Consider the following 16,211-nt stretch of genomic DNA (forward strand, 5'->3'; position numbering starts at 1 on the left):
TCAGGAACCTGACCTTTTCCACCGGAAGTGCAGTCCTGAAAGCCTTGCACACATCGCTTATCGTCGACATTTTCAATCGGTTGATGGTGACCAAGATCATTGGAATGAATCCCGCTGCTCAGATGGTTTCGACCATCCCACACGCTGTCATATAGACGGTGAATCGCCCCATCTTTGGGACCCATTGAGGCGTTTGAAATATCGCTGTTCAGAGGAGATAGCCCTGCCGCCGGCCCGACTTGGCTCTCAAAGAACTCGTTGGCCTTGGCAACAAGCTTTGGGTGATGAATCCTTGCCTAACCCATCTCTCTGATCAGGAATGAACGCCAATTCTTCTTGCATATCCGGACTCGGTTCGAGAGTACTACTGGTGATATCTTCTCAGCTGAGTGGAAGGACAGGCAGGGACGCCTGTTTGCGGCCCATTTAGCGCTGAGCCTTGTATTTCACCATTAGGCTCGCCAATGAAAGTTTTCGTCATCGGTTTAGATTCCTCCCCTACGTAGCGGCCGATTGCGGCCCTAAATCGTCATCTCGAAACTACCAAAGGCCCTTTCGCTGCCATTCATGAGTCCCACTTATGACTACATGCGCTCTAAAGGGCTCGAACAAAAGCCGCTAAACCTCTAGCATGCAAGCCATGTATCAGCGGGCCGAGCCTGCGGCCAACGGCAAAGTCCACACGCCATCGTGCCAGCACGGCGCTGCCTAACACCTTGGCCAACCAGAAGCGTTAAAGCGCTAGCCCTTGGTGGGCTCGCCCTGCACCTGCCCCCAGCCGCCGCCCAGCGCCTTGTACAAGGCCACGCTGGCGCGCAGCCGCTCCTGGTGCAGCTGCACTGCCAAGTCCTGCGCCTGGTACAGCGAGCGCTGTGTGTCGAGCAGCACCAGCTGCGTCTCGGCGCCGGCGCGGTAACGGGCCTCGGCCAGCGCCAGCGCCTTGCGGGCCTGGCGCAGCTCTTCCTCTTGCGCCAGCGCCTGCTGCTGCACACCGGCAACGGCGTTCAGGGCGGTCTGCACATCGCTGAAGGCCTGGACAATGCTCTGGCGGTAGGCCAGCAGCAGCTCCTCGCGCTGGGCGATCACCAGGTCGCGGTTGGCGGCCAGGCGGCCGGCATCAAAGATGGGCGCAGCCAGGCCTGCGGCCATCGAGTACAGCGGGTTGTCCAGCACACGGTGCAGTTGCCGGCCTTGTGCGTCCAGCCCGGCCGTCAAGCTCAGGCGGGGCAGCATCGCGGCGCGTGCGGCTTCCAGGTCGGCATCGGCCGCCTGCAAGCGGGCCTCGGCGCGGGCGATGTCGGGCCGGCGGGTGACCAGCGCGATGGGCTCGCCCTGGTCGATGCGAGGCACCTGCAAGGCCAGCACACTGCTTTGGCTGACGGCAGGGCCTTGCGCCTGGCCCAGCAGCAAGGCCAGGCTGCGCTGGGCATCGGCCTGCTGCTGGTCCAGGGCCGCCAGCGCCCGGCGCTGCGCCGCCACCAGGCCGCGTTGCTGCGCCAGCTCCAGCGGTGTGGCCGCGCCAAAATTGGCCTTGGATTCGACCAGCGCCAGCAGGCGCTCGGCGGTTTGCAGATTGCGCTGGGCAATCTCGCCGCGCTCACGCAGGCCCACGTTCAGCAGCCAGGCATCTGCCACTGCAGCGGTGACCGACAGCCGCACCGTGTCATGGTCAAAACTGCTGGCACGCAGCGCAGCGCCTGCCGCATCGCGCTGTGACTGCAGGCGGCCCCAGAGGTCCAGCTCATAGCTGGCGGCCAGGCCGACGGACAGGTTGCGGCCCGTCGTTTCGGCATGGCCGCCCAGCCGGCCTTGGTGCCCGGCCTGGGCCGTGGCGTTGACGGTGGGCAACAGCTCGGCCCCGGCATAGCGGGCGCTGGCCTGTGCCTGCTGCACCCTGGCCATGGCGGCGGCCACATCCAGGCTGTGCTGCTGGGCATCGGCCACCAGCGCATCCAGCTCCGCGCTGCCAAAGCTGCGCCACCAGCCCTGGCTGACGGCATCGCCTTGTGCAGCGTCACTGCGCTGCCATTGGGCCGGCACATGCAGCGCCTGCAGTTGCGACTGCTGCACCTGGGGCGGCGCCGACACACAGCCTGCCAGCACCAGGGCCGCTGCCAGCGCGCTGGCGGTTGGGAAGATCTGCATACTCACTCTCCTGCCAGGGCCCGTACCGGGTCCAGGCGCGCGGCCGTCCTGGCCGGCATATAACCAAACACCAGACCGGTGACCACCGCGCAGGCAAAGGCACCGCCCATGGCCCGGATGGAAAACACCACCGGCACACCGGCCAGCACCAGCACGGCGCCGACCAAGGCGCCCACCACCAGGCCCACGGTGCCACCCGACAGCGTCACCAGGCTGGCCTCGGTCAAGAACTGGCGCAGGATGTCGCTCTGCCGCGCACCCACTGCCATGCGGATGCCGATCTCCCGCGTGCGCTCGCGCACCGTCATCAGCATCACATTCATCACGCCAATGCCGCCCACCACCAGCGACACCGCCGCAATCAGCCCCATCATCACCGCCATGCTCTGGCGCGTGGCCGCCTCAGCCTGGATGCGTGCGGCGGCATTGCCGATGCCAAAGTCTTCGCGGCCGCCATGGCGTGCCAGCAGCACGCGGTGGATGGCCGTCTCGGCCTCGTTGACCACCTCGGAGGACATGGCCTCGACCACCACATAGTCCGGCTGGGTCTGCGCCTGGTAGACGCGTGCCCGGCCCGATTGGTAGGGGATGAAGACCATGTCGTCATAGTCCTGCGCGCCCGAATCCGCCCCGCGCTCGCTCATCACGCCAATCACCTCGAAGGCCGAGGTGCCGATGATCAGTTGCCGCCCCAGCGGGTTGGGCGTGTCGGGGAAGAAGTGCTTGTGCGCCTTGTGGCCCAGCACCACCAGCGGCGCCAGATCGCGGTCCTCGGTGTCCGTGTAGTAGCGGCCCAGCCTGGGCTTCCAGTGGTGCACCAGCGGCATTTCTTCGCTGGCGGCAAACACATAGACCTGCTTGTCCGCATTGCCATAGCGCACGGTGATGGGGTCGCCAATCACCGGCATCACGCGCCGTATCTCGGGCAGCTCGCGCAAGGCGTCCAGGTCTTCCTCTGTTATCTGGCCTGCCGGCCCGCCGGTCGCTGGCGGCTTGCTGCCCATGTAGAGAATCGCCGTGCCCATGGTGCCCATCTGCTCGACCACCTTGCGCCGCGCGCCTTCGCCAATGGCCAGCATCACGATCACCGAGACCACCCCGATCACAATGCCCAGCAAGGTCAGGCTGGTGCGCACCCGGTTGAGGCGCATGCCCCGCCAGGCCGAGCGCGCGGCCTCCAGCAGCTCGGCCACCAGCGGCGCGGCCGAGGCACTGCCACCCATGGGCACAGGCGCCAGCTGCATGCGCGTGCCATCGCCTTCTGCGGTAGTTGCAGTGGTTGCCGCCGTTGCAGGCTGGCTCGCACTGTCGCCCACAATGCGGCCGTCGCTGATTTCAATGACCCTCTGCGCCTGCGCCGCCACATCGCGATCGTGGGTGATCAGGATGATGGTGTGGCCGGCAGCGGCCAGTTCGCGCAGCAGCGCCATCACCTCGGCGCCGCTGTGCGAATCGAGTGCGCCGGTGGGCTCGTCGGCCAGGATGATGTGGCCGCCATTCATCAGCGCACGCGCAATCGACACGCGCTGCTGCTGACCGCCCGAGAGCTGGTTGGGCCGGTTGCCCAGGCGCTCGCCCAGGCCCAGGCGTTGCAGCAGGGCCTGCGCGCGCTGCGCCCGCTCGCCCTTCGGCAGGCCGGAGTAGATGGCCGGCATCTCCACGTTCTCACTGGCGCTTTCGCTGGCGATCAGGTGGTAACCCTGGAAGACAAAGCCGAAGGCCTCGCGCCGCAACCAGGCCAGCGCGTCCGAGTCGAACTGCGCCACATCCTGGCCCTGGAAGTGGTAGCTGCCATCGCTGGGCCGGTCCAGGCAGCCCAGGATGTTCATCAACGTGGACTTGCCCGATCCCGAGCTGCCCACGACGGCCACAAATTCGCCCGCGTAAATATCCAGGTCAATGCCATGCAACACCGTCACCAGCGGCTGGCCGCTGGCGGGGTCGCCATAGTGTTTGCGAATGCCCCGCAGTGCGATCAGTGGCTGGTTTGCGTCCACCGGGCCGCTCACCATTGCAGCCACCTGGGGCCACGCTGCAGCGGGGTTTCGCCGGTGACGACCTTCTCACCTTCGGCCAGGCCTTCCAGTACCTCCACCTGGTGGCGGCTGCGTATGCCCAGCTTCACCTTGCGGGTCTGGGGTTGGCCGCCGGCATCCAGCACCCGGGCCACATGGGCGCCTTCGCGGGCCTTGTCTTCTTCCACCGCCGTCAGCGCCACCGCCAGCGCCTGGCTGGCACGGGCGCTGACAAACACCACCTGCGCCGTCATCTGCGGCATCAGCTCGGCGTCGTCATTGCCCACGTCAAACAGCACGGTATAGGCCACGGCCTTGGTGGCGGGTGCCGGCGTCTGCGCATTGCCGGCCGGCTGGGCCTGGCTGGCTGCGGGCGCGGGCAGCACCTGGCGCACCTGGCCCTGCCAGCGCCGGGCCTTGGTCTGGCCGGCGCCCCCCAAGGTGGTGAAGTAGACCGGCATGCCCTCCTTGACGCGGCGCACATCGGCCTCGGACACCTCGGTCCAGACCGTCATCGCCGACAAATCGGCAATGCGCAGGATATTGGGCGTCTGGTAGGTCGCATTCAGAGTCTGGCCCTCGCGTGCCTCGACCGACACCACGGTGCCCGCCATCGGCGCATAGATGCGGGTGTAGCCCAGGCGTGCCTCGTCGGCCTTCAGCGATGCCTGCGTCTGGCTGATCTGGGCCTTCAAATGGTCCATGCGCGCCACGGCCATGGCCAGGTTGGCCTGGGCGGTCTGCAGGTCTTCCTCGCGTGTGGCCTCGTGTGCGCTCAGCTGCTGCTGGCGTTGCAGCTGCTGGCCCGCCAGCCGGTGCTGGGCCTGCTGCTCGGCCAGCTGGGCGCGCAGGCCCGCCAACGAGGCACGGCCCGCATCCACCGTCGCACGCTGCACGCTGGGGTCAATCTCCACCAGCAGATCGCCCTTGGCCACCTCGGCACCGGGCGCCACCTTCAGCTTCAGGATCTGGCCCGAGACCTGGGCACCCACATCCACATAGCTGCGCGGCTGCAAGGTGCCAATCGCCGTCACCGTGGCCTCGATATCCTGGCGCGCCACCGGCTCGCTCTGGTAGGCCATGGCCGGGCGGCCCGACCACCACAGCACCGCCGCTGCCACTACCGCCGCAACGGCCACCACGGTCACTCCGACACGCGAGGCCTTCATGAGATATGTCCCTCAGCCACGCCCAGCCACTGCTTGTGCACACCCGTCATTGCTTCCCCCACCATCGTCCCCTCCACGGTTCTTCAACAGGCCTTCAGGCCCACCACCAACAACCCAACAAGGCCAGCGGCGCCGCTGCAGCCGCTGCACGCGCCGCCCAGCGCGGCGCAGCCGCAATCCACAACACTGCTACCAGTGCCCCGGCCGATATCCAACCCAGCCAGGCCACCACGCCCACGGTGGCGCCCCAGCCGCCCACACTGGGCAGCACGGCGGCTGCCAGCAGCAAGCTGCCCAGCAGGCGCAGCAAGCGGCTGCGCCCTCTCGCAATCTCTTGTTCGCCCGTCAACTGCGCATGGTGGCGGTCCATCGCAAAGGCCAGTGCCGTCATGCCGGAAAAGGCCAGCGCCAATGCGTATCCAGATGCTTGCCAACTGGTCATGCGCCCACCTGTACTTTGTTTGCGGTTGAAGATGCCGCCTTGCCCGCCACCAACGCGCGGCGGCGCCACAGCACACGGCAGGCCCAGACGGCGCCCAGGCCAAAGGCCCAGGCGCCCAGCTCCACGCCGGCGCTTTCCCAGTCGCCGCGCAGCAGCTGCGCGGGCCAGTGGTCACCCACGGTCAGCGCATTCAGCACCGGCAGCAGCAGGCAGAGCGCAGCCAGCAGTGCCATCTGCTCCAGCCAGGCCTTGGCCGGGGCGCGCACAAGGACATGCAGCAGCGCGGCCAGCCACAGCCCAAAGAAGACGCCCAGCTCCCACTGCGCGCGCTGCGGCAGTTCCAGCGGCAGCAGGCGGTTGGCCCAGAGGTAGCCAATGCAGGCCACAGCCAGGCCGGCAACGGCCGCCACATTCAGCCCCTCAATCAAGCGGTAGACGGCGGCCGTGGCGCTGCCAAACTCGCCCATGTGCTTGCTGCGGCGCTTGACGACAAACAGGATGGCGCCGGTGGCCATCATCGCGGTGCCGGCCAGCCCGCAGACAAAGTAGAGCCACTTCATCGGCCAGCCGCCAAACTTGACCATGTGCAGCCCGCCCATCACTGACTGGGCGAGCGAGGCGCCCCCGCCTTCGGCCTTGCCGGGCATGCGCAGCTGCAGCAGCTCGCCGCTGGCGGCCGAGAACATGGCCATGCCGGTATTGGGGCTCAGGCGCTTGTCCGCATCGGCATCGCTGTTCCAGCCATAGATGCCAACGCGCGCAGCCGCATCACCGGGATGGTCTACCACCACCGCACGCACCGGCTGGCCGATCAGCGCCTGGCCGCGTGCGGCAAAGCTCTCCAGATCGGGCACCGCCATGGCCTCGCCCGAGCGCGCTGGTTTGCCCGGCTCAGCCAGCTCGGCCGCAAAAGTCTGGCGGTCATGGGGCGCCGTGCCGTACTGGCTCCAGATGCCGGCGGGCATCAAGGTCAGGGCCGATATCGCCACGCCGGTGTAGGCAATCATCAGCTGAAACGGCAGGGTCAACACCGCCACAGCGTTGTGCGCATCCAGCCAGCTGCGCTGGCCCTTGCGGGCGCGGAAGGTGAAGAAGTCCTGAAAAATCCGCTTGTGCGTGACCACGCCGCTGATCAGCGCCACCAGCATGGCCATGCCGGCAACACCGACCACCCACAGCCCGGCCTGGCCGGCATGCAGCTCGTAGTGGAAATGCACAAAGTGCTCGCCACCCATCGTGGCCCGCATCGCGCCATGGTGGCCCTCGTCCAAAGGCTCGCCCGTGCGGGTGTCCAGCTCGGCATCGGCGTATTGGCGCTTCTGGTCAAACCAGTAGACCTTCAGGTCGCCGCCGCCTTTGGCGTCCGTCGGCCAGATCTCCCACATCTCAGCGCCCTGGTGGTACTTCTCCATAAAGGCCGCGCCCCAGGCCAGGCGCTGGCCCCGGCTGGAGGCCAGGCCTGCTGCCTCGGTGGCGGCCTGCTCGGCCGCATGCGCCGCTTCTTCGGCATGGTGCTCAGGCGTCATCCAGTGGCCAATGGCCTCCTGGAACACCGCCAGGGTGCCGGTCAGGAACACCGCATACAACAGCCAGGAGAACCACAGCCCGCACCAGGTATGCAGCCAGGCCTGCGCCTGGCGAAACCCGCCGCGCGCTGCGCCGCTGCCCGGCCGCTTGTCGATCACGGTCTTGCCCATGTCAGCGCCCCAGCACCAAGGCACCCGCTGCCAGCAGCACGCTGGGCAACGCAATCCCCAGCCAGACCTTGCCCGGCGAGACCGGCGAGAACGCCCACACCGCCGCCAGCGCATGCAGCGCAAAGCTCCACTGCATGCCGGCCAGCACGGCCTCGGCGCGGGCAGCGGGCAGTACGGCCGCCAGGAAGACGGCCAAGGCGCTGGCCAGCAGGTAGCCGCCGAACACGGCGGCCAGCAAGCGGCTCAGGACGGACAGGCCCGGGTGGGCGCTGGGGGCGTGAGGAATCGGGTTCATGGATAGGGGCATCGTGGTGGTTGCGGGGTAAACAATTTTTTGGGTCGCCAATGGGCCTTTTCAGGCCCCTCCTCTTACATGACAAACGAGATGCAAAAAAGGGCCATTTGGTTTGTAAGCACCTGTCGAGGATCCCCCCGCCTGTCGCAGCGGGTGGGCCCTCAAACGGTACTGGTTCAAGCCAGCGGCACGGCGCTTTTTTTGTTTAGAAGGTCCCCCGCAAAGTAAGCGTCGCGCTGCGCGGGCTGCCGTAGTAGTTGCTGCCGCTCGCGTAACCCACCGACTGGTAGTAGGTCTTGTCGAACAGGTTGTTGATGTTCAAGGTCACCGTCCAGCGCGGGTCGACCTTGTACTGCAGCATGGCATTCCACACGGCGTAGCCGCCTTGGGTGAAGTCATAGCTGCGCGCCGGGTTCCAGTCCGCGTCATACAAGGTGTCCTTCACATAGTGCTTGCTCTGGATGTGGGCGCTGGTCCCCACGCGCCAGGCAGACAGCTCGCCCGGCAAGGTATACGCCGTGCTCAGCTTGAGCAGATGGCGCGGCGTGATGCTGCTGAAAGGCGCACCTTCGGTCTCATCGCGGGTGGAAACATAGGTGTAGCCCGCCGAGGCTTGCCAGCCCGGACGCAGCTCGCCGCCCACTTCCACATCAAAGCCCCGGCTGGTGACCCGGCCCTGTGGCAGGTAGCAGCAGTTGCCCGACCATTCCTCGTGGTTGCTGGGGTAGCGCGTGTCGAGCACCGCCGTGCCCGTGCGCGCCACTTGGAAAACGCTGAAGGTGGCATTGAGCTTGCCCTCCATCAGCTCGCCCTTGAGGCCGGCCTCATAGCTCTTGCCCTTGACAGGCGCCAGCGAATCGCCGGGCGGCGGGCCGGACTTGGACAGTGCCTGCGGCTTGAGGATGGACGCATGGCTCAGGTAGGCAGACCATTGGCCGTTCAGGTCATAGATCACGCCGCCATAGGGACTGAACTTGCCCGGCTCACTGAAGCGGCTGCCCGATGCCAACTCCCAGTTGCCGGCCGCATCCATCGACTCATACACCTGGTTGAACTTGTACTTGGCGTAGCGCCCACCCAGGATGACATGCAGCCGGTCGGTGGGATGCAAGCGCAGCACGCCATAGCCGCCCAGTTGCTTTTGCCCCCAGGGGTTGTAGCGGCGCGAGACCGGGCCCGCCGCCGCTGGCTGCCAACTGCCGGGGTTGAACACATCAATCGGCACCACGCCGGATGGATCGCTGGAGTAGCCCACATTCCAGAAGCTCTCGACGCTCTGGCGGTCCACGCCCAGCACCAGCTCATGGGTGCGGCCCAGCAGCGAGAAGTTGCCCGAGAGACTGGCATCCACCACGGTCTGGGTGTTCTTGTACAGGTAGTGGCCGCCGCCGTTCCAGGTCACGCCGGTGCCGGTCTCGCGGTCCAGTGCGCCATAGCCAAAGGCGGTGGTGCCGTCGTAGTCGGACGAGGTGCGGGTCACGTTCAGCTTGGCACGCCAGTTCGGGTTCAGCCTGTGCTCCAGCGCGGCAAACAGCTCGGAGTTCTGCGTGAAGCCGGTGGACCACGGCTGGGTCAAGCTGGTGTTGCGCGGCAGGCCGATGTCGCTGCCATCGTTGTAGCGCGGCACATCGCCACCGCCCTCGCCGCGCCTGCGGATGTTGGCGCGGCTCAGGCCCGCCGTCAGCAAGGTGTCGGGGCCCAGATCGGCCTCGATGATGCCGTAGAACTGGGGTGAGCGTTGGTGCTTGATATCGATGAAGGAGTCGCTGTCGGTATAGGACAGCACCGCCCGGCCACGCACCCGGCCTTCCAACGCCAGCGGCCCCGTCACGTCGAGCATGCTGCGGTAGTTGTTCCAGCTGCCCAGCGACTGCTGCACTATCACACGCGGTTCGGCCAAGGGCTTTTTGCGCACGATGTTGATGATGCCGCCCGGATCGCCCACGCCGCCCAGCAGGCCGGATGCGCCCCGCATCACCTCGACCCGGTCGTAGAAATCCATGTTCTGCGCGGCACTGTAGGTGAAGTTGGAGATGTTCAGCGGCGCGCCACCATCGACCTGCATGCTGTCAATCTGGAAACCGCGCGAGAAGAAGTTCGCAGCCTCGGCATTGGTCAAGGTCGTCGTGATGCCCGGCGTGGCGGCCAGCGCATCGCGCACTTCGGTCAGGCGGCGGTCATCGAGCTGCGCCCTCGTCACCACCGATACCGACTGCGGAATCTCGCGGAAAGCCAGGTCGGACTTGGAGGCAATGCTGGTCACCCGACTGGTGTAGGAGCCGGTGTCTTCGGTGGTGCCGTCCACCGCGCGGCGCGCCTGCACCCGCACCTCGGCCAAGGTGCTCTCGCGCGTGGGCGACGTCTCTACCGTCAAGGTGCCATCCTGCATGCGGCCCTGCAGGCCGCTGTTCTTGAGCAGGCTGTCGAGCGCCTCGCGCAGCGGCAGCTGGCCATGCAGTGCCGGCGCCTGGCGGCCGGCGGCCAGCTCGGGTGCAAATACCAGCTGCAGGCCGGCCTGGCGGGCAAACTGGTCCAGCGCAGCGGCCAGCGGCTGGGCGGCCATGTCAAAGCGCTGGGTCTGCGCCGGGGCGCCGGGTTGCGCCAGTGCGCCCTGCAGCGGCAGCGCCAAAACCAGCAAGAGTGCGGCATGGGCCAGCAGTGTGTGCCGGGCACGGAAAAGCAATGAAGGCATGAAAATCGTCCTTGTGAAGAGGGGGTGAAAGCAAACGCTCACCACAAGGACGATCGGCCCTGAAAGTTCCTGAAAAATAATTGGATCGCGGCTGCCGCAGCCCGCGTAGTGCAGTGCCATACCGTGCCCTGCTTCATCAAGACCGGCTGCGGCGGCTGAGCAGCAGGCTGCCATCGCTTTGCTGCTGCACCTGCACCGGCAAGGCCCGGGGCAGTGCCTGTATCCAGGCCTGGGCCTGGGCAATACGCACCCGGCCGCTGAGTGGCAGGCGCGCTGCATCAGGCGTGGCGTCCATCGCAAACGGCGCATAGCGCGCCAGCCGCTCCAGCGCCTGGCCCAGGGTGGCATGCTGGAACACCAGCTCGCCATGGCGCCAGGAGGCCGCCGACTCCACCGACGACAACTCGGGGCTGCGGTCGCCCGCCGCCCACTGCAGCGCCTGGCCGGCCTCCAGCGTATGTACAAAGCCATCATCCTGCGCCGTTTCGATGGCGCCGCCCTCGGCCATCGGCTCCACGCGCACCCGGCCCGATTCGACCTGCACGCTGACCCGGCGGGGGCCCCGGCCCATCGGCGTGATCTCCACGCCAAAGCGCGTGCCCAGCACGGTGATGCGCAGGCCGGCCGCCTGCACCTCGAACGGCCGGTTCTCATCACGCGCCACGTCAAAAAAGGCCGCGCCCTGCAGCAGCTGCACCGATCGGCGCGCCGCAAAATACTGCAGCTGCGCCTGGCTGAGGGCATCGAGCAGCAAGCTGGAGCCATCGGGCAGCGCATGCCGCACCTGCTGGCCGCGCGGGCTTTGCCAGCTGGCCTGCCACTGCACATGCTGTTGGCGGTAAAGCTGCCACTGCTGCCAGCCCAGATGGCCGCCCAGGCCCACACCGGCAAAACTCAGCAGCGCGGCCAGGCTGCGGCGCCGGCCGGCACGCCGGGCGCTGCCCAGGTGGTTGCCGCGCCAGCGCTGCAACGCATCTTCCACACAGGCACTGGCCTGGATCAGATCGCGCTCGATGGTGTTCAGCGATACGCCTAGCCGCTCGGCAATCAGCGGCTGCTTGTCGCCATGGATGCGGTGGGCCACAAAGGCGGCGCGGCTGCGCTCGGGCAGGCCGGCCAGTGCCGTCTCCAGCACCGCCAGCGCCTGGCGGTACATCACGGAATCGGCCACATCCGGTACATGGCTGGGCGCCAGCTGCTCCTGCAGCACAGCGCCTTCCACATAGCGGCCGTGGCGCTGGCGGCGGCGGTGCGCGTCCAGCGCCAGGTGCTGGGTCATCACCGCCAGGTAGGCTGTGGTGTCATCGGGCTGGTCGCCTGCGGCCTCCGCCTGCCCACTGGCCTGGGCATGCTCAGCCAGCTTGAGCCAGGTCTCATGCACCAGCTCGCCCGCCTCATCGCGGCTGCCGGTGCTGCGCGTCGCCACCCGCACCAGGTCGGCATAGGCCCGGTCAAAGCCGGTCAATAGCGCGCGGGTGAAGGAGGCTGACAATTCCATGGGGCTGGATCATAAGCCATGTAAAGAGAATCATTCTCAATAGCCATACTGATTTTCTGTCCTCTGGTCCCAGGAGCGGCGCTTTTATCACTACACGTACTTAGAAGAAGTACTTGAAGCTCACAGTCGCCTCACGGTCCACGCCACGGAAGATGCCCGCGTAGTAGGTCTTGTTGAAGAGGTTGTTGACGTTGAGCGCCACGCGGTACTGGGGCGTTTCATAGGCCAGCGCCAGATCGGCCACGGTCACCGCGTCGTTGTAGTTCAGGCTGCCATTGGAGGCCAGGTTATAGGGCGAGCGGCCCTTATAGCGCAGGCCGGCCCCTACCATCACGCCCGGCAGGCTGCGCGGGCGGTAGTCCAGCCAGAGGCTGGCCATGTGGCGCGAGGTCTGCAAGGTTTGCTGGCCGATCTCAGCTGGCCGGTTGCTTTGGGTGGTGCGCGGGTCCAGGTAGGTGAAGCCAAGCATGCCCTGCACTTCTGGCGTGAGCGCCATCTGCGCTTCCAGCTCAAAGCCGGTCGAGCGCACCTCGCCGGTCTGCACGCTGAAGCGCGGGTGGACCGGGTCCTGGGTGGTCACATTGGTCTGGCGCAGGTCAAACACCGAGGCGGTGACCACGCTCTTGCTGCCGGGCGGCTGGTACTTGATGCCGACCTCGTACTGCTTGCCCTTGCGTGGCGCAAAGGCACTGCCATCAAAGGCCAGGCCGGTGGTCGGGTCGAACGAGCTCGCGTAGCTGGCATACGGCGCCAGGCCATTGGCCATCTGGTAGAGCAGGCCCACGCTGCCGGTGGTGGCGTTGTCGCGCATGCGTGGCTGGTTGCTGCTGTTCTGCGTGGTGCGGGCCACATCATGGCGCAGGCTGAGGTTGGCAATCCAGGGCCCGCGCTTGAACTGGTTGAGGGTGTAGATACCGGTCTGGCGCAGGTCGCTGTTGCTGTCTTCGAGCTCAGGCACCGCAATCGACTGGCCATAGACGGGCGCGCTCAGGCTGAGGTTGGGCACATCCCAGCCAAAGCCCAGGCCGCCGCGCTCCTTGTACTTGGTGATATCGACGCCCCACGCCATGCGGTGCTCCACATCGCCCCAGCGCAGGTCCTTCTGCGCCCGGCTGTCCATCGCCAGGGTCTTGCCCTTGGTGCGCTGGGCCAGGTTGGCGCGGGTCACGCTGTCGCCATCGGCCAGCACATCCATCGCATAGATGTGGCGGTAGTCGATGTCGATCGTGGAGTAGCGCAGGTTCTGCGTCAGCGTCCAGCCGCTGTCGGTCTGGTGCGAGAACGCATAGCCCAGCGAGCGCGTGTCGCGGTCAAAGCGGTCAAACGCCGGGTCGCCTGCTGTTAGCTTGGGCGACAGCTGCTTGATCTGCGGATAGGTGAACAGGCTGGGCCACCAGGGCTTGGGCGTGCTGCGCTCGCGTGAGTAATTGGCCAGCACCGTCAGCTGGGTCTGGTTGGAGATATTCCACAGCAAGGATGGCGCAATGGCCAGGCGGTCGTCGCGCGATCCGATGGAGCGGCCATCGCTGTCCCGGCCCTTGAGGTTCAAGCGGTAGAGCAGCTTGCCGTCGGCATCCAGCGCACCGCCCAGATCGGCCGTGAGCTGGGCGCGGTGGTAGCGTCCATACGAGGCGCCCACGCTGTTGACATGGTCCGCCTCGGGCCGTTTGGACAGCACATGGATGACACCACCGGGCCGGCCCTGTCCAAACAGCATGGAGGCGGGGCCCTTGATGACCTCCAGGCTCTCGATCTCGTCGATCTCGTCGTTCCAGGAGCCATAGGTACCGGCGGCAAACTGGCGCAGCCCATCCTTGTAGTACGAGCTGCCATCGCTGAAGCCCCGGATGATGGCGCCCGTCATGCGCACATCGGCGCCGGTGACCTCGGTGGCCACGCCAGGTGTATAGGACAGCGCCTGCTCGATGCTCTTGGGCGCCTGGGCCTGCAGCTGCGCCTGGCTCACGACCGAGATGCTGCGCGGCGTCTCCATCAGGCTGGTGCCCAGCTTGGTGGCAGACCCGGGGCCGGGGCTGGCATAGCTCTGCTGCGCCTGGCCGCGCTGCGAAGTCACCGTGACTGCCGGCAAGGTGGTATCGCCCGCCTGGCCGGCGCTGGCGGGTGCCACGGCCGGGCGCGGTGCGGCTTGCAAGATATAGGCGCCAGCGGCGGTGCGCTGCAGGGCCAGGCCGGTGCCGGCCAGCAGCCGCTGCAGTGCTTCATCCGGCGCATAGCTGCCCTGCAGGCCCGCGCTGCGCAAGCCCTGGACCTGCGCTTGCGTGAAAGACAGCAGCAGGCCCGATTCGCGCCCAAAGCGGTTCAGCGCATCTTCGAGTGCGCCGGCCGGGATCTGGTAGCTGCGGCTGGCCCCCACGGCCTGCGATGCAGCAGCGGGCTGGGCATGGCTGCTGGCCATGCCGGCACAGGCCAGCGCCAGCACCAGGCTGCGGCAGGCCCAGACATGGGTTGCGGAAGAAGCGCTCAACGCAGACAGCCCGGCAGTGGGACGTGGGTGGACAGAAGACTTGGCCATGGTGATCACAAAGAAAAGAGGACGGGTGGCAGGAGCGCCGTGCAAGACGGCGCCATGCCGCTTTCCTTTGACATGTCCCGCGAGAACGAAAAACAGACCAGGCTGGCTCGAAATTTTTAGAAATTTTTTTTGGCAGTTAGACCGCCTTCTCTACCACCACCTCGCGCTGGCCCCACCAGCGCACCAGATTGCGCACCCGCAAACCTGGCAAGGCATCGAGTGTGGCCAGCACCCGCGCCACATCGGCCAGCGGGTAGCTGCCCGACATGCGCAGGCCCGCCACTGCCGGATCACAGACCAGGCGCTCCACGCTATAGGGCTGCAGCGCGGCCAGCATGTCGGCCAGCGGCATGCCGCGCGCCACCAGCATGCCGTCCGTCCAGGCCAGGCTTTCTTCGTACACCGCCTGCGGTGTCGATACCGACGCGGCTTGCAATACAGCGCTAAAACCGGCCTGCAGCACAGGCCCGGCCCCGGCACTGTGGGCCGGGGTCAGCCGCACGGCGCCATCAAACACGCTGACCAGGCTGCCCCCACCCGCCAGGCTGCGCAGCGAAAAACGGGTGCCCAGCGCCTGTGCCAGGCCTTCGCGTGTCTGCACGACAAAGTCGCGCGCAGGCTGTTGGTGATCGGCTGCCGTGGTGATCAGCACCTCGCCCTCCACCAGCTGCAGGCGGCGCAGGCCTGCGCTGTAGTCGATGTTCAAGGCCGTTGCGCCGTTCAGCACCAGCTGGGTGCCGTCTTCCAGACGCATGCGCTTGCGCTCGGCACGGACCGTGCGCACATCGGCGCTCCAGCGCCGCCAAGGCAGCTGCTGCTCGGCCTGCCAGACGATGCCCGCACCAAACACCAGCAGCGCCAAGGTCTGCACCACCTGGCGGCGGCGCGCCGATCCCCGGGGCGCCAGCGCCGCCCGCGCCACCTCGGCCGCGCCGCTGCTGCCGGGCGCCGCCAGCGCGCTGAGTTTGTCGTTGACCCGGGCCAGGTGCTGCCAGGCCGTTTCATGCAAGGGGTCCGCACCGCGCCAGGCCAGCCAGGCCTGGTGCTGGCCTTCCGTCAGCGCGCCCTCTTGCTGCTGCAGCCACCACTCCACCGCGCTGCGCGCTACCTCGGGCGGTACGGCCAAGGCACCGGGGGTCGTCATGGCGCCACCGCAAAAAAGCAGCGCATGCCCGCCTGCAGCAGGTAGCGCTTGACAGTGGTGAGCGACAGGCCGAGCGCCTGCGCAATCTCGGCCTGCTTCATGCCATCGAGCTGGGCCATCAAGAACGCGCGGCGCACAGCGGGGGGCAGGCCATCGAGCATGCGGTCGATCTCGTCGAGCGCCTCCAAGAGCAACGCCCGCTCTTCCGGCGAGATGGCCGTGGCCTGCGGCACCTGGGCCAGCGCCTCCAGATAGGCGCGCTCCAGCTGCTGGCGGCGGTAGTGGTTGGCCAGCACACGCTGGGCCACCGTCGTCAACAAGGCCCGGGGTTCGCGCGCCTGCACCGGCTCCTCGCGCGTGAGCAAGCGCATGAAGGTGTCCTGCGCCAGATCGGCCGCCTGGTGCACATCGCCCAGCTTGCGGCGCAACCAGGCCTGCAGCCAGCCATGGTGGTCGGCATAGAGCGTGGCAACTTCTGAATGCACAGGGGGTTCGGCGCTGGACATAGGGCTGGGGGCATGCAGAGATACCCAGAGACAATGCAAATAGGAATTAATCGCATTGTAACCAGTGGTATTCGA

At 66.9% G+C, this 16,211-nt stretch carries 11 protein-coding genes; all 11 read right to left on the bottom strand.

All coding sequences use genetic code 11. From position 1 onward, the window contains the following. Positions 1-741 precede the first annotated feature (741 nt). Positions 742-2,145: an efflux transporter outer membrane subunit gene (locus ACHWUQ_RS14275; RefSeq protein WP_394681528.1), complete on the bottom strand. Its 1,404-nt coding sequence runs from the start codon at positions 2,143-2,145 to the stop codon at positions 742-744. Positions 2,146-2,147: 2 nt separating this feature from the next. Continuing rightward, positions 2,148-4,157 carry an ABC transporter permease gene (locus ACHWUQ_RS14280; protein WP_394681529.1) on the bottom strand — a complete coding sequence of 670 codons (2,010 nt, stop codon included), beginning with the start codon at positions 4,155-4,157 and terminating at the stop codon, positions 2,148-2,150. Continuing rightward, positions 4,151-5,329, bottom strand: a complete 1,179-nt coding sequence (locus ACHWUQ_RS14285) for an efflux RND transporter periplasmic adaptor subunit (RefSeq protein WP_394681530.1) — start codon at positions 5,327-5,329, stop codon at positions 4,151-4,153. Before ACHWUQ_RS14285 ends, ACHWUQ_RS14280 begins: the two co-directional genes overlap by 7 nt. Positions 5,330-5,423: 94 nt before the next feature. Beyond that, entirely contained in the window at positions 5,424-5,771 is a 348-nt protein-coding gene (locus ACHWUQ_RS14290) for a DUF3325 domain-containing protein (protein WP_394681531.1), read from the bottom strand. After that, on the bottom strand, positions 5,768-7,468 hold the full coding sequence (locus ACHWUQ_RS14295) for a PepSY-associated TM helix domain-containing protein (RefSeq protein WP_394681532.1): 1,701 nt from the start codon (positions 7,466-7,468) through the stop codon (positions 5,768-5,770). The genes ACHWUQ_RS14290 and ACHWUQ_RS14295 overlap by 4 nt, the downstream gene beginning before the upstream one ends. A gap of 1 nt (position 7,469) precedes the next feature. Further along, positions 7,470-7,763: a DUF3649 domain-containing protein gene (locus ACHWUQ_RS14300; RefSeq protein ID WP_312459130.1), complete on the bottom strand. Its 294-nt coding sequence runs from the start codon at positions 7,761-7,763 to the stop codon at positions 7,470-7,472. 205 nt (positions 7,764-7,968) lie between these two features. Beyond that, positions 7,969-10,455: a TonB-dependent siderophore receptor gene (locus tag ACHWUQ_RS14305; RefSeq protein WP_394681533.1), complete on the bottom strand. Its 2,487-nt coding sequence runs from the start codon at positions 10,453-10,455 to the stop codon at positions 7,969-7,971. Positions 10,456-10,591: 136 nt separating this feature from the next. Continuing rightward, a complete protein-coding gene (locus ACHWUQ_RS14310) occupies positions 10,592-11,953 on the bottom strand; it encodes a sigma-70 family RNA polymerase sigma factor (RefSeq protein WP_394681534.1) in 1,362 nt (453 codons plus the stop codon). 100 nt (positions 11,954-12,053) lie between these two features. After that, positions 12,054-14,486 (bottom strand): TonB-dependent siderophore receptor, encoded by a 2,433-nt coding sequence (locus ACHWUQ_RS14315; protein ID WP_394681535.1) that lies wholly within the window; start codon positions 14,484-14,486, stop codon positions 12,054-12,056. A gap of 136 nt (positions 14,487-14,622) precedes the next feature. Then, positions 14,623-15,630: a FecR domain-containing protein gene (locus ACHWUQ_RS14320; RefSeq protein WP_394681536.1), complete on the bottom strand. Its 1,008-nt coding sequence runs from the start codon at positions 15,628-15,630 to the stop codon at positions 14,623-14,625. Further along, entirely contained in the window at positions 15,627-16,136 is a 510-nt protein-coding gene (locus ACHWUQ_RS14325; protein ID WP_312525686.1) for a sigma-70 family RNA polymerase sigma factor, read from the bottom strand. The genes ACHWUQ_RS14320 and ACHWUQ_RS14325 overlap by 4 nt, the downstream gene beginning before the upstream one ends. Between the last annotated feature and the right edge of the window lie 75 nt (positions 16,137-16,211).

It is taken from the genome of uncultured Comamonas sp. (assembly GCF_964277875.1).
In the GTDB taxonomy this organism is placed as follows: Bacteria; Pseudomonadota; Gammaproteobacteria; order Burkholderiales; family Burkholderiaceae_C; genus Comamonas; species Comamonas sediminis.